Raw genomic sequence first — 14,724 nt, forward strand, 5'->3', positions numbered from 1 at the left:
CGTGGTGGACGGGGCCAAAACAAACTTGGCTTAAAGAAAATCGAACACGCGCTGTTGAGTTCTCAAAAAACAACCGCATCCTCGCCTACAAGCCCGAACCCTCGTCCGACGCTCTTCCGCAGAGGCGGTGCTTCCGCTGAATTATCTCGAAGCGTTCACTCTCTGGAAGCTTACCAGAAACTTCCTCCGAGCCAACCCTTCTATCCTACTCCGTCTTGTCAGCCTGTCAAGCTCTGGCGTCTCTTCCGGAGTGATCCCACTCTACCGCGCTTCCCGAGTGCTCGAGTCCGCCCGGCGGAGCGGGGTGAACCTCGCAGAGCGTGGTCACCCACACCGTCCTGCTCGGTTCCTCCAGGATACTCGCTCTCGGCAGTGCCTCGTGCGGTCTCCTGGATGTCGCCACCGTCTCTCCGGCCCGGCCTTTCGGTCGGCTTCCGGTCGTTCCCGGCGACGTCGATGACTCTAGCGGAGGTTTGGGGGCTTTGCGAATCGGGAACAACGTCAGGTTGGGGACGATTCACCCCCAACCTGGCGTCTACAGACTCCATCCGCTGCTTCCGCCCCTGGTAGGCGGTCAGACGGCGGCTGCCGCTACAGCTTCTCGATCGGCGCGTACTTCACCAGGAAGTCCTTCTCCCCGATGTCCGCTCCGAAGTCGATGCGCGCCTTGGTCCGATCTCCGGCACCGTCGACGAGGAGCACCGTCCCCATCCCAAAGGAGTCGTGGGTGACCTTGTCGCCCGGGCTGAGCGTGGGCGCCTCGGCGCGGGCCGGGCGGCGTGCCGGCTGTGGTGTGCGCGGACGCGCGGGGGAACGCCCGATGGAGGACTCCGCGCGGCGCCACGTGACCAGATCACCGGGGATCTCGTCCAGGAAGCGCGACGGCGGGTTGTAGGCGGGCGTCCCCCAGGCGCTGCGCACCGCGGACCGACTCAGGTAGAGCCGCTGTTGGGCACGGGTGATACCGACGTAGGCGAGCCTGCGCTCCTCCTCCAGCGCCGTTCGATCACCGAGGGTGCGCATGTGCGGGAACACCCCGTCCTCCATGCCGGCGAGGAAGACGACGGGGAACTCCAGTCCCTTTGCCGAGTGCAGGGTCATCAGCGTGACGACTCCCCCGTGCTCGTCGGCGTCGGGGATCGAGTCGGCGTCGGCCACCAGGGAGATCTGTTCCAGGAAGTCCACGAGGGTGGGCTCACCGACAGCGGTCTCCTCGGGCTCCTGCCCGTCCTCCCCGGCCTCATCGTCCGCGTAGAGGGGTGCGCTCGCGAAGGTGTTCTCGAACTCCCGGGCGACCTCGACGAACTCCTCCAGGTTCTCGACCCGGCTCTCGTCCTGGATGTCCTTGGAGTTGACCAGTTCGGAGAGGTAACCGGTGCGTTGCAGGACCGCCTCGACGATCTCTGCGGGGGTGCCGCCCGGGACGAGCCCCTCCAGCTCCTCCAGGAGCGCGACGAACTCGCGGATCGCCTTCAGCGACCGTGTGGCGATCCCCGGAGCCTCCTCGGCACGGCGCAGGGCCTTGGCGAAGGAGATCCGCTCGCGCGCCGCGAACAGCTCGATCATGGCTTCGGCCCGGTCGCCGATGCCGCGCTTGGGCACGTTGAGGATGCGCCGCAGGCTGACGGTGTCCTCGGGGTTGGCGAGGACCCGCAGATAGGCCATGATGTCGCGGATCTCCTTGCGCTCGTAGAAGCGCACGCCGCCGACGATCTTGTACGGCAGGCCGGTACGGACGAACACGTCCTCGAACACCCGGGACTGGGCGTTGGTGCGGTAGAACACGGCCACCTCGCCGGGAGTGCACGCGCCCTCGTCGGTGAGCCGGTCGATCTCGCCGACGACGAAGGCGGCCTCGTCGTGCTCGTTGTCGGCGACGTAACCGACGATCGCGGGGCCGTCCCCCTGGTGGGACCACAGGTTCTTGGGGCGACGCTCGCTGTTGCGGGCGATGACCGCGTTGGCCGCGCTGAGGATGTTCTGGGTGGAGCGGTAGTTCTGCTCCAACAGGATCGTGCGCGCCTCGGGGTAGTCGCGTTCGAACTCCAGGATGTTGCGGATCGTCGCGCCACGGAAGGCGTAGATGGACTGGTCGGCGTCACCGACCACGCACAGCTCCGCGGGCGGGACCGGATCGTCGGCCTCCCCGGTTCCGACGAGCTCGCGCACGAGCGCGTACTGGGCGTGGTTGGTGTCCTGGTACTCGTCGACGAGGATGTGGCGGAACCTGCGCCGGTAGTGCTCCGTGACGTCGGGGAACATCTGGAGCAGGTTGACCGTGATCATGATCAGGTCGTCGAAGTCCATCGCGCCGGCCTCGTGCAGCCGCCGCTGGTACAGCGTGTAGGCCTCGGCGAGCTTCTTCTCCTGCTCGGTCTGCGCCTGTCCGCTGAAGGTGTCGTAGTCGACGAGTTCGTTCTTGAGGTTGGAGACCTGGGCGGAGAACGACTTCGGCGGGTAGCGCTTGGGGTCGAGGTCCAGTTCACGGCAGACGAGCTGCATGAGCCGCTGGGAGTCGGCGGAGTCGTAGATCGTGAAGCTGCTGGGGTAGCCGAGGCGCGTGGCCTCCCGGCGCAGGATGCGCACGCATGCCGAGTGGAAGGTCATCACCCACATGGTGTTGGCGGCGCGCGCCCCGAGGATGGCCTCGACGCGCTCCCTCATCTCCGCCGCGGCCTTGTTGGTGAACGTGATCGCGAGGATCTCGCCCGGACGCGCTCCGCGCGCGGAGAGCAGGTAGGCGATGCGGTGGGTGAGCACCCTCGTCTTCCCCGAGCCCGCGCCGGCGACGATCAGCAACGGGCTGCCGGAGTGGGTCACGGCGGCGCGCTGGGGTTCGTTCAGACCTTCGAGAAGCAGCTCTTCGGTGGACACCCCACCAGACTAGGGTGCCCACGCGGGCACGTCGGCCCCGGCGAACCGCACCGGGCTTTAGCCTGGAAATCACCGTACAAAAATCACAAATGGGGGAAACATGCGCGTCTTCGTCGACTGCGATCCGGGGATCGACGACGCCATGGCGCTCGCCTACCTGGCCGCGCAGCCGGACGTGGAGATCGTCGGCGTGGGAACGGTCTACGGCAACAACTCCGTGGACGTCACCACCACCAACACGCTACGGCTGATCGACCTGTACGGCATCACCGACGTCCCCGTCGCGGCGGGCGCCGCACGCCCGCTCGTCCAGCCGCCGAGCCTGGCCGAGAGCGTGCACGGACGCAACGGCCTGGGAGACGTGGAGATGCCCGATCCCAAGACCGAACCCGTCGCGGAGTCGGCCGCGGAACTGCTGGTCCGACTGGCCCGCTCGGCTCCCGGCGAGATCGACGTGCTGGCCGTCGGTCCCCTGACGAACCTGGCCATCGCGCTGGGGCTGGAACCGGAGCTGCCGCGACTGGTGGGACGGGTCGTGGTCATGGGCGGGGCGGTGCGCGCGCCGGGGAACGTGACCCCGTGGGCCGAGGCCAACATCGCCAACGACCCTGAGGCGGCCGAGGTGGTGCTGGCCGCCGGGTTCGACCTGACCCTGGTCGCGCTGGACGTGACGATGCGGACCCTGGCGGACGCCGTCTGGCTGGACGAACTCGCGACCCTCGAAGGGGACCGGGCCCGCACCTCCGCGCGTTTCCTCGACTTCTACGTCGGCTGGTACAGCGACGTGTTCGGAGAGCGCGCCTGCGCGATGCACGATCCGCTGGCGGCCGGCGTGCTCGTGAACCCCGCCCTGGCCACCGAGTCGATCGAGGTTCCGGTCCGGGTCGAGCTGAGGGGCGAGTACACCCGTGGCCTGACCATCGCCGACCTGCGCCCCAGGCCGGCCCAGGACGACACGCGTCCCACGGTGCGCCTGGTGACCGAGGTCGACTCGGTGGAGTTCATGAAGCGGATGCTGGACGCCCTGCGCTAGCCACGCTCGGGGGCGCCGTCTCGGGGCGGCGCCCGTCAACCGGTGCGGGCCGTCGCGTCACGGCCATGAGCGGGGCCGTCCCCGGACGTTCCTCACACGAGTTTGCGCGCGGTCGCCCAGCGGCTCAGCTCGTGCCGGTTGGACAGTTGCAGTTTGCGCAGCACCGACGAGACGTGTGTCTCGACCGTCTTGACCGAGATGAACAGCTCCCTGGCCACCTCCTTGTAGGCGTAGCCGCGCGCGATGAGCCGCAACACCTCGCGTTCGCGTTGGGTGAGGCGGTCGAGTTCGGGATCGACCGGCGGGGCGTCGGTCGCGGCGAAGGCGTCCAGGACGAACCCCGCCAGGCGCGGGGAGAACACCGCGTCGCCATCGGCCACCCGCACGATCGCGTCGGCGAGCTCCTTGCCCGAAATGGTCTTGGTGACGTAGCCACGGGCCCCGCCGCGCACCACGCCGATGACGTCCTCGGCGGCGTCGGACACCGACAGCGCGAGGAAGCGGATCTCGGGGTGCCGCGTCAGCACACGGCGCAACACCTCGACCCCACCGCCACCGGGCAGGTGGACGTCCAGCAGGACGAGATCAGGGACCTGTTCGGTGATGACCCGTACCGCGCTGTCGACGTCGCCGGCCTCACCGACGACCTCGACCGCGTCCCCGAGTTCGCCACGCACGCCGCTGCGGAACAGACGGTGGTCGTCCACGATCACGACGCGCGGGGTCGCGCCGCCGGCAAAGGTGTTCTCGTCTCCCACACGCTGGACTCTACCCACCGGGCGAGGGGATGAGGAACGACGTCCCCGTCCGGTCACGTTCCGTCGGACGCCCCGGGAGCGACCGGGCCGCGTGGCATGCGGAGCTGGACCTCGGTCCCCTCACCGGGGGCGGTCCGGATGCGGGCGGAACCTCCATGGCGCCGCATCCGACCGATGATGGAGCCGCGGACCCCCATCCGGTCCTCCGGGATCGCGTCGAGGTCGAAGCCGGCGCCACGGTCCCGGACGAAGATCAGCACCTCCTCCGGCTCCACCTCTCCGAAGACCGAGATGCTGTCGGCCCCGGCGTACTTGGAGGCGTTGACCATGGCCTCGCGGGCCGCCTGGAGGGCGGCGCGCAGGCCGTCGTCGATCGGGCAGTCGCCGACGCAGACGACTTCGATCGGAACGCCGTGCGCCTCCTCGACCTCGGCGGCGGCGCGTTCCAGCGCGGGCGTCACGGTGGTCTCGGCGTCGGCCGGTCGCTGGTAGAGCCAGCTTCGCAGGGCCCGCTCCTGGACGCGGGCCAGGCGCTGCACCTCGCGTGGGTCGTCGGCGCGCCGCTGGATGAGGGTGAGCGTGTGCAGGACCGAGTCGTGGATGTGCGCGGCCAGCTCGGCACGCTCCTGGCTGCGGATGCGCTCACGGCGCTCACGGTCGCGTTCGCGCATCAGGCCGACGATCCAGGGAGCGACGATCAGGCCGATCCCGATCAACATCGTGATGGCGAAGGTCAGCCCGGTGCGGGCCTCCTGGAGCTGCTGTTGGAAGGCGAGGAAGCCGAAGACGCCGGTGACGACGAGGAGGACGCCCAGACCGGTGCGCATCCAGCTCTTGCGGCTGCGGAACCCGGTGGTGGTCACCCACTGGTCGCGCTGGGCCGGGTTGGCCTGCTGCCATAGGACGGCCGCGCCCAGGGTCCCGAACACGATGAGCCACAACAGCGGGTCGAACACGCCGCCGAAGACGATGAGCAGTGTGCCGAAGCCGCAGGCGAGCAGGATGTAGGCGAGAAGCTGACCGAGATCGCGCCCCTTGCGCCGGGGCCGCTCCCCCTCCTCCGCATCCGTCGCGTCGTCTCCCTGCCCTTCGGGGCGGACCGGGAGAATGAAGGCGAGCATGAGGTAGAGCGCGACCCCGATGCCACCGACCCCGAGGGCGAGCAACGCGAGCCGGACGACGACCGGGTCGATGCCGAGGTGCTCGGCCAGTCCGGAGCCGACCCCGGCGAGCAGCCGGTCGTCGCGTCCCCGATACAGGCGCGGCGTCTCCGTCGCCGTGTCGCTCACGTGTGGTCCGCCTTCCTCACCGTTCCCCTCCAGGATGCCCGCTTCCCGCGACCCCGTACATCGGGGAGGGCTCCCGGGTCCAGCCGGAATCGGTTCAGGGTGAGGTCAGGGTGGTCCCCGATGGGAAGGCGACGCCTGGTGAGAGGACCATGGTGCCATGGAGGAGTACGAGCCGGCCCGCCATGAGGGAGCGTGGCCCCGTGGAGGGGCCACCGCCGCGGACGCCTCCGCCCCCCCGTCCGTGGAACGTGAACTGCGCAAGGACGACGCGTCCGGCGCGATCACCGGGGTGTGCGCGGGGCTGGGGGCCTACACACGTGTCGATCCCGTGGTGTGGCGCGTGGCCTTCGGAATGACCGCGCTGGCCGGTGGGACGGGGGTGTGGCTCTACCTCGCGGCGTGGATGATGATGCGTGACGGCCACGGCGGCCCGGCAATGGCCGAACAGCTGCTGAACCGGCGTCTGGCCGCCCCCGCGGTGCTGTCGGTGCTGGGCATCGGACTGCTCGCGGCGACCCTGTTGAGTCTCGCCGGAGGGGTCAGTTGGGGGACGCTGGTGCTGGCGACTCCGTTGATCATCGGCGTCCTGAGCGCCCACAACCGGGGGGTGGACCTGCGCCGGACGCTACGCGAGCTACCGGACTGGCTGAAGTCCAGGGAACCCGCGCCCCAGGCTCCGATGCCCGAGCCGCGGCCCGCCTACTACAACCCGGCGCAGCCGTGGGCGTCCGCGCCGCACGGACCGATCGACCTCGCCGTCTTGGCCGGTGGCGCCGCGGAGGAGACCGCGGTCGAGCCGGAAGGGGACCGCGAGGAGGCGGGCAGGAAGGATGAGGAGAGCGGCAAGGACGGGGAGAGCGGGAAGGCGCCGGGCAAGGAGGGGCGAGCTCCCCGGCGCCGCGGCCTGTTGCTGCTGTGGCCGGTGTGGTGGACCGGGCTGGCGCTGGCGGGGACGGCGTTCGGCCTGGCCGGCGGATTCTCGGTGGACGCCCTGGTGGGGGCCGCGTCCGCGCCGGTCTTCCTGGGCGGGGTCATCGTGGCCGTCGGCCTGGCACTGCTGGTCGGGGCCTGGTTCGCCGACCCGCGCGGTCTGGTGGCGGTCGGCACGGTCCTGACCCTGCTGCTGGTGCTGGTGACGAGCGCGGACGTCGCCGCGATGCGGTTCGGCGACGTCACCTGGCGGCCGCGGGACGACGTGGAGGCCGCGCAGGGGTACCGGTTGACGGCGGGCGTGGCGAAACTCGACCTGACCCGGGTCCCGTTGGAGCCCGGACGCGACGTGCGGGTACGGGCGCGGGTGGGCGTCGGCAGCCTGGAGGTGGCCGTTCCCGACGACGCCCGGGTCGTCGTGCGCGCCACGCTGGGGTTGGGGTGGGCCGAGGTGGAGGGGGAGTCCCGGCGGGGAAGCCGGCTGGAGATACGGGAGACGTTGGATCCTGGGCCGGAACGGGGCCGGGCCGTGGACGCTCCGGCGGAGCCGCCCACGCTCCTCATCGATCTCACGTCTCACATCGGCGATATGGAGGTGCGTCGTGTCTCGGCGTAGGACCGACTGGGGATCTCTCGTGGCGGGACTGCTGTTCGTCGGCCTGGGGGCCGCGTTCGTGGTCGCGGGCACGACGAACTGGGGTTTCGACGCGATCTGGGTGCTTCCGATCCTGGCGGTCGGCCTGGGGCTGGTGGGCATCGCCCGCGCACTCTCGCGTACGCGGGACCGTCGCACCTGACCCCTTTCCCGAACAGGGGATCCGGGTGAACGCTCGCGCCGCACCCCTTCTTCCCACTTAGTTGGTAGGAAATATGGTTAAGTGGTCGCCGTGCACGTCAGCACCGATCGCCGCCGCTCCACGCCGGCCGGACGACCCCACACGGGCGTCCAACCCGGCACGCCGGAGCCCGGCCCCACCGACGTTCCCGGAAGGAGTCCGGCCCCATGAGCTCCATCGTCCACCCGTCCTCGCGCGCCGGCGGACCGACCCCGATGTCCCTGGACCGCCTCCTGGCCCTGACCCGCGCCACCGCCGAGGAGGTGCGCGCCGGCCTGCACGACCTCCGTTTCGACGCCGAGGAACGCTGGTCGACGCGGTTGCGCGGTGACGACTACACCGACATCTGGCTGATCACCTGGACCCGGGATCAGTCCACCTCGCTCCACGACCACGCCGGCTCGCTCGGAGCACTCACCGTGGTCTCCGGCTCCCTGACCGAGCAGGCGTGGCGGAGCGGGCCGCGCGGCGGAGGGCTGCGCGGGCGGAGGCTGACCGCCGGCCACAGTGCCGGATTCCCCGTGGGCCACGTCCACGACGTCCTCAACGTCGCGGACACGCCCGCGGTGAGCGTGCACGCCTACTCGCCCCCGCTGACCGCCATGTCCTACTACGTGGTGGACGACGCGGGCGCCCTGCGGCGCACCCACAGCGTCCTCACCCACGAACCCGAACCCGGCGCCCCCGTCCTCGACGAGGTGCCGAGGAGGGCGCGGTGAGCGCGGTCGACCGGCTGCTCCTGCGCAGCAGGGCCGGACTCGACCGGCTCACCCCGCACGAGGCCCACGCCGCCGCCTCCGCCGGTGCCCTCCTCGTGGACATCCGCCCGGAGGAGAACCGCCGCGCCGAGGGCGCCCTCCCCGGCGCCCTGGTGATCGACCGCAACGTCTTGGAGTGGCGGTTGGATCCCACGAGCCCGCACCGCGTGGCCGAGGCCGACCGCGCCGACCGACAGATCGTCCTGTTCTGCAACGAGGGGTACGCCTCCAGCCTCGCCGCGGCGACGCTGCGGGAGCTGGGACTGACCCGCGCCACCGACCTCGTCGGGGGCTTCCGCGCCTGGGCGGCGGCCGGGCTCCCCGTGCTCCGGGACTGACCGCTTCGCCCCGGCTCCCACGCGCCCGCCGGGAACGCGATGGCCGGTCCCGGCCCTCGGCGGGCGCGCAAGTGCGGGAGGGGAGCCGGGGCGGCGATCATCGGGACGTTCGTTCCGAACCCACGCACCCGGTGTTCGGTACCCCGGCCCGAGGACCCCATGTCCCCTTCCCCGCCTCCCCAACCCGCCGACGACTCCCCCCGACCGCCCCTTCCTCCCGAACTGTCCCCGCTCGAACCCGGAGCTCCCCCTTCGATCGGCCCCTACCGGCTGGTGGGACGCCTCGGTGAGGGAGGGATGGGCGTGGTCTACGGCGCCCTGGACCACACCGGCCGTTGCATCGCGGTGAAGGTCGTCCACGAACGTCTCGCCGCCGACCCCGACTTCCGGGCCCGCTTCGAACGCGAGGTCGCGCTCCTGCGCAGGGTCGGCGGCCTGTGCGCCGCGAGCGTCCACGCCGCCGATCCCGGCGCCCCGCGCCCCTGGGTGGCCACCGACTTCGTACCCGGCGCGACGCTGAGCCGGCACGTACGGGAGAACGGCCCCCTCGACGGGGACAGGCTCACCGCGTTCGCCGCGGGCGTCGCCGAAGCGCTGTGCGCGATCCACGGCGCCGGGATCGTCCACTGCGACCTCAAACCCGGCAACGTGATCCTCTCCCCCTCCGGACCGAAGGTTCTGGACTTCGGGATCGCCCAGCCGCTCGCCGAGGCGACCGCGGCCTCCGGCGCGGTGTTCGGCTCACCCGGCTGGATGAGCCCCGAACGCTACTCGGGTGGCGCGGCCACCCCCGCGGCCGACGTGTTCGCCTGGGGCGCCGTCGTCGCCTACGCGGCGACCGGTCGGCTCCCCTTCGGGCGCGGCGACAGCGGTGAACTCGCCCGGCGCACCCGCGTGGAACCCCCCGACATCGTGGGCGTTCCCGAGGGGGTGCGCCCGCTCGTCGAACGCGCCCTGGCCAAGGACCCCGGTGAACGCCCCGGCTCCGAAGAACTGTTCGCGGCGCTGCTGGAACTCGCCGACACCGGGGCGGACGCACGGCCCCACCGCGCCCTTCCCCCGGTCGAGCGGCTGCGCGCGCTGCTCGGCGAGCGGTGGACGGGCTTCGGTGGCCGCCTGTACGACCCGGCGCTGTGGGTCGCGGCGGCACCGGTGCTCGGCGGGGCCGCGCTCGCCGGCGGTGCCGCGGTCGGTGGGGCCGCCTCCTCGGCGGCCGTCAGCGGGACGTCCGCCGCGGGAGCGGCGGGAGGCGCCGGCGCCCTGAGCGCGGGCGGCGCCGCCGCGGGCGTCGCCGGAGCCGCCACCGGAACCACCGCCGTCTCCAGCGGCGCGGTCACGATCACCGCGATCGTGGGCGCGGCCGTCGTCGTCACCGGCCTGGGCGCCGGCGGATACGTCGCCCTGGAGGCGGCGCGCAGCGACCCGGGGCCCACCGTCACCACGCCAAGCCCCTCCCCCTCCACCCCCGCGCAGACGGTACGCCGCGCCGGGGAACTCGCGCTGGAAGCGGACAGCTTCGAGGTCGTCGTCACCCGCAGGCCCACGGAGGAGGCCGCCCTCGCCGGCGGCGGCACCATGGACGTCGAGGACCTGATCGCGCTGGGGACCGTCGTGGAACGCCACGCCTACACCAGCGGTCCCGTCCCCGTCTACACGAGTTCCATCAGCCAGGACGGCGGTGGCGTCACCCTCCAGCGGATCGACGGAGAGCTCTATGAGTACACCGTCGTCATGGACGCCTGGAACCGGCGGGCCGAGTCCGACGGGTCCCCCGGGACCACCGAGCACACCCCCGAGGCCCTGATGGCGCCGTTGGCCGCCGCGGCCGAGGCGACCGACCTCGCCGCCGCCGGCACCGAGGAGGTCGGCGGAACGCCCGCGACCCGCTACAGCGGAACGTTCCAGGTGGTCGAGTACCAGGGGACCCACCTGGAGACGACCAGCGACGATGTCCCGTTCGAGCTGTGGATCGGCGCCGACGGACACCCGCTCCGGCTGGAGTACGCCTCCTCGCACAACTCCTACGAGATCGACTACACCGGCTTCGGGAACCCGGTGGAGACCGGCTACTGCGGAACCGTGGACGGGCTCGGCCCCAACGGCGAGGTGATGGTGCTGACCCCCTCCTCCGCCGTCCCCTGCGACCAGGCCCGTTCCATCGTCGAACAGTACGTGGCCACCCCCCTGGAGCAGCGCGGCGGCAGCGGCCTGTTCGCCGAAATCGACGGCTGGGGATGCGCCCTGCGCTCGGCCGGCGACCTCGAACGGCGCCTCGACGAGCACGTGGGAGGCTGCTCGCGGCAGGACGCCGGATCGATCCACCTGCTGCGCACCGACTGACCCGACCCCTGGCATGCGACGGCCCCGGTCCCTGCCGGAACCGGGGCCGTCACGCGGCGGGATCACTCCCACTCGATCGTGCCCGGGGGCTTGCTGGTGACGTCGAGCGTCACACGGTTGATCTCGCGGACCTCGTTGGTGATGCGGTTGGAGATCGTCGCGAGCACGTCATAGGGAACCCGGGCCCAGTCGGCGGTCATCGCGTCCTCACTGGTCACCGGGCGCAGGACGACCGGGTGACCGTAAGTGCGGCCGTCGCCCTGGACGCCGACGGAGCGGACGTCGGCGAGCAGCACCACCGGGCACTGCCAGATGTCGCGGTCCAGGCCGGCGCGGGACAGCTCCTCGCGGGCGATCGCGTCGGCCTCGCGCAGGATGTCCAGACGCTCGCGGGTGACCTCGCCGATGATGCGGATGCCCAGGCCGGGGCCGGGGAAGGGCTGGCGCCACACCATCTCGGCGGGGAGGCCGAGCTCCTCGCCGACACGGCGCACCTCGTCCTTGAACAGCTCACGCAGCGGCTCGACGAGCTGGAACTGGAGGTCGTCGGGGAGCCCGCCGACGTTGTGGTGCGACTTGATGTTGGCCGTGCCGGTGCCACCGCCGGACTCGACGATGTCGGGGTAGAGCGTGCCCTGGACCAGGAACTCCACCGACTCGTCGGACTCACCCGCCTCGGCGACGACCTCGCGGGCCGCCTGTTCGAAGACCCGGATGAACTCGCGGCCGATGATCTTGCGCTTGTCCTCGGGGTCGGTGGCCCCTGCGAGCGCGTCGAGGAACCGCTCCTGGGCGTCCACGACCTTGAGGGAGACCCCGGTGGCGGCGACGAAGTCCTTCTCGACCTGCTCGGCCTCGCCCTTGCGCAACAGCCCGTGGTCGACGAAGACGCAGGTGAGCTGATCGCCCACGGCGCGCTGCACCAGGGCCGCCGCGACGGCGGAGTCGACACCGCCGCTCAGCCCGCAGATGACGCGCTTGGAGCCGACCTGGGCGCGGATCCGCTCGACCTGCTCCTCGACGATGTTGACCATCGTCCAGTTCGGACGGCAGCCCGCCCCCTCGTAGAGGAAGTGCCGCAGGACGGCCTGGCCGTGCTCGGAGTGCAGCACCTCGGGGTGGAACTGGACGCCGTAGAGGCCGCGCTCGGGGTTCTCGATCGCGGCGACCGGCGTGCCGGCGGTGCTGCCGATGACGCGGAAGCCCTCGGGCGCCTCGGCGACGGAGTCACCGTGCGACATCCACACCGACTGCTGCTCGGGCAGCCCCTTGAACAGCACGGTGTCGCCCACCACGTCCAGGCGGGTCCGCCCGAACTCCGAGTGGCCGGTCCTGGCGACCGCCCCCCCGAGGGACTGCACCATGGCCTGGAAGCCGTAGCAGATGCCGAACGTGGGCACGCCCGTCTCGAACAGCGCGCTGTCGGCCTGCGGAGCGCCCTCGGCGTAGACCGAGGAAGGCCCGCCCGACAGGATGATGGCCTTCGGTTTCTTGGCGAGCATCTCCTCGACCGGCATGGTCGAGGGGACGATCTCGCTGTAGACGTGGCATTCCCGGACCCGCCGCGCGATCAGCTGCGCGTACTGCGCGCCGAAGTCAACGACGAGAACGGTGTCGAACGTGCTGTCGGCAGCACCGGCAACGGACACGTATCGGCCCTTCCCGCAGGTAGATGTGGATCGTTCCCAGTCTAGGGCCTGTCACGCGGATGTTTTCGTCCCGCTTCGTCGCCTGGGAGGGGTCCGGCACGTTCGAGGGCGGTTTTGGCGGGCGACCGGCCCGCCGGAACCGCCCAACGGGGAACAACGGGTGACCGGGAACACGGCGGCGCCCGCGGAACCGGCGAGGCGGGTCCGCGGGCGCTCCCCGGGTTCAGCGGATGCGCAGTCGCATCATCAGCCGGGCACCTCGCGTCATGAGCATGGCGAGCGTCTCGCCGTTCATTCCCGGCGGCCCTCCCAGACCGACGTAGTGCTGGCTGGCGATGGCCTGGGCCTCGGTGTAGCGCAGCAGCCCCTCCTCGCCGTGGCGGCGCCCCAGCCCCGACCTCTTCATCCCGCCCATGGGCGCCCCGTAGCTGGCGAAAGCGGCGCCGTAGCCCTCGTTGATGTTGACGGTCCCGGCCTGGAGGCGCTCGGCCAGGCGGCGGCCATGGGCCACGTCGCGGGTCCAGACGCTCGCGTTGAGACCGTAGGGGGTGTCGTTGGCCCGTTCGACGGCCTCGTTCTCGTCTGCGAAGCGGTAGACCGACACGACCGGTCCGAACGTCTCCTCCGCGCACAGCGACATCGAGGGGTCGACATCGGCCAGGACCGTCGGCTCGTAGAACAACGGTCCGATGTCCGGACGGGCCCGGCCGCCCGCCACGACACGCGCCCCCTTCTCCCGCGCCTCCTCGACGTGGGCGACGACCCGGTCGAGTTGGCGCTGGTAGGTCAGCGACCCCATGTCGGCGCTGTAGTCCAGGGCCGTGTTGAGCGTCATGGCCTCCACGGCGCGGGCGAACCGCCCGACGAAGTCGTCGTAGACGGCCTCGTGCACGTAGAGACGTTCCATGGCGATGCACAGCTGGCCGGCGTTGCTGAAGCAGGCGCGCAGCGCCCCCTCGACGGTGCGTTCGAGGTCGGCGTCCTCGCACACGATCATCGGGTTCTTGCCGCCGAGCTCGGCGGAACAGCCGACCAGGCGGGCCGCCGCGCGCTGGGCGATGTGCGCGCCGACGGCCGAGGACCCGGTGAAGGCCACGTAGTCGGCGAGGTCGACGAGGGGGTCGCCGATCTCCTCGGGGTCCCCGACGACCGGTATCCACAGGTCCTCGGGCAGGCCGGCCTCGGTCAGCAGGTCGATGGCCCACAGCGCGCTCAGCGCGGTCTGGGTGTCGAACTTGGCGACGACCGCGTTGCCCGCGAGCAGCGCGGGGATCGCGTCGGCCACCGGCAGCGCCAACGGGTAGTTCCACGGTGTGATGACGCTGACGACGCCCTTGGGCTGACGGTTGATGTAGGTACGGGTGGCGCCGGGGATCGCGCCGATGCTGCGGCGCCGGGCGAGCATGCGCGGGGCCCGGCGGGCGTAGTAGAGGGTCCCGGCCGCGGCGTCGTAGGTCTCCTCGAAGGCGTGCCTGCGGGCTTTGCCGGTCTCCAGCTGGAGGATGTCGAGGATCTGGCGTTGACGTTCCAGCACGAGGTCGTGGAAGCGCTGGAAGGGGGCGACGCGGTCGCGTGGCGGGCGCGCAGCCCAGGAGCGCTGGGCCGCGCGAGCCCTCTCGAACGCGGTGGCGACGTCGCCGGCGGAGCTGAGGGGGATCTCGGCGAGCGGCTTTCCGGTGAAGGGCGCGGTGGTGGCGGCGGCGCGGCCGGACGTGCTCAGGACGTACCGGGTGAGCCGGGTGACCAGCGCGGGGTCGAGGGATGCGGTCTCCGCGGAGCCGGCGGGGCTCCTGGTGGCGTTACCCATGCCGGGAAGCTTAATCCCGGGGTCTCGAATTGACTACCCGCCGGTAACCACCGTGTGGCAGGCGTTGCCCCCCCTGACCGAATCATCCCGGCCGCCGATTTTCCCATTCGGG

At 71.3% G+C, this 14,724-nt stretch carries 11 protein-coding genes; 6 read left to right on the forward strand and 5 right to left on the reverse strand.

Annotation, left to right across the window (positions count from 1 at the left end; translation table 11 throughout):
* Positions 1–591: 591 nt before the first annotated feature.
* The gene (gene pcrA / locus B5D66_RS24150; RefSeq protein WP_078764129.1) at positions 592–2,874 is read right to left on the reverse strand and encodes a DNA helicase PcrA; all 2,283 of its coding nucleotides are present in this window, start codon (positions 2,872–2,874) and stop codon (positions 592–594) included.
* Positions 2,875–2,974: 100 nt separating this feature from the next.
* On the opposite strand from pcrA, the gene B5D66_RS24155 reads away from it, so the two are divergent.
* Positions 2,975–3,907, forward strand: coding sequence for a nucleoside hydrolase (locus B5D66_RS24155; RefSeq protein ID WP_078764130.1), 933 nt, complete (start codon positions 2,975–2,977; stop codon positions 3,905–3,907).
* A gap of 92 nt (positions 3,908–3,999) precedes the next feature.
* On the opposite strand, the gene B5D66_RS24160 is transcribed toward B5D66_RS24155, so the two are convergent.
* Positions 4,000–4,665 carry a response regulator gene (locus B5D66_RS24160; RefSeq protein ID WP_078764131.1) on the reverse strand — a complete coding sequence of 222 codons (666 nt, stop codon included), beginning with the start codon at positions 4,663–4,665 and terminating at the stop codon, positions 4,000–4,002.
* 53 nt (positions 4,666–4,718) lie between these two features.
* Positions 4,719–5,954: an ATP-binding protein gene (locus B5D66_RS24165; protein ID WP_235001206.1), complete on the reverse strand. Its 1,236-nt coding sequence runs from the start codon at positions 5,952–5,954 to the stop codon at positions 4,719–4,721.
* Positions 5,955–6,111: 157 nt separating this feature from the next.
* Here B5D66_RS24165 and B5D66_RS24170 point away from each other — a divergent pair, with 157 nt between their 5' ends.
* The 5 genes from B5D66_RS24170 (at position 6,112) to B5D66_RS24190 (ending at position 11,156) form a co-directional block, all read left to right on the forward strand.
* A complete protein-coding gene (locus B5D66_RS24170; RefSeq protein WP_078764132.1) occupies positions 6,112–7,500 on the forward strand; it encodes a PspC domain-containing protein in 1,389 nt (462 codons plus the stop codon).
* Positions 7,487–7,681, forward strand: a complete 195-nt coding sequence (locus B5D66_RS24175; RefSeq protein ID WP_078764133.1) for a hypothetical protein — start codon at positions 7,487–7,489, stop codon at positions 7,679–7,681. The genes B5D66_RS24170 and B5D66_RS24175 overlap by 14 nt, the downstream gene beginning before the upstream one ends.
* Positions 7,682–7,887: 206 nt before the next feature.
* A complete protein-coding gene (locus tag B5D66_RS24180) occupies positions 7,888–8,439 on the forward strand; it encodes a cysteine dioxygenase (protein WP_078764134.1) in 552 nt (183 codons plus the stop codon).
* A complete protein-coding gene (locus tag B5D66_RS24185; RefSeq protein ID WP_078764135.1) occupies positions 8,436–8,816 on the forward strand; it encodes a rhodanese-like domain-containing protein in 381 nt (126 codons plus the stop codon). The genes B5D66_RS24180 and B5D66_RS24185 overlap by 4 nt, the downstream gene beginning before the upstream one ends.
* 159 nt (positions 8,817–8,975) lie before the next feature.
* Positions 8,976–11,156 carry a serine/threonine-protein kinase gene (locus B5D66_RS24190; RefSeq protein WP_078764136.1) on the forward strand — a complete coding sequence of 727 codons (2,181 nt, stop codon included), beginning with the start codon at positions 8,976–8,978 and terminating at the stop codon, positions 11,154–11,156.
* A 62-nt stretch (positions 11,157–11,218) separates the two neighbouring features.
* On the opposite strand, the gene guaA is transcribed toward B5D66_RS24190, so the two are convergent.
* On the reverse strand, positions 11,219–12,805 hold the full coding sequence (guaA, locus tag B5D66_RS24195; protein WP_078764137.1) for a glutamine-hydrolyzing GMP synthase: 1,587 nt from the start codon (positions 12,803–12,805) through the stop codon (positions 11,219–11,221).
* Positions 12,806–13,028: 223 nt separating this feature from the next.
* On the reverse strand, positions 13,029–14,612 hold the full coding sequence (locus B5D66_RS24200) for a succinic semialdehyde dehydrogenase (RefSeq protein ID WP_078764138.1): 1,584 nt from the start codon (positions 14,610–14,612) through the stop codon (positions 13,029–13,031).
* Positions 14,613–14,724 lie beyond the last annotated feature (112 nt).

The organism is Marinactinospora thermotolerans DSM 45154 (genome assembly GCF_900167435.1).
Classification (GTDB): Bacteria; Actinomycetota; Actinomycetes; order Streptosporangiales; family Streptosporangiaceae; genus Marinactinospora; species Marinactinospora thermotolerans.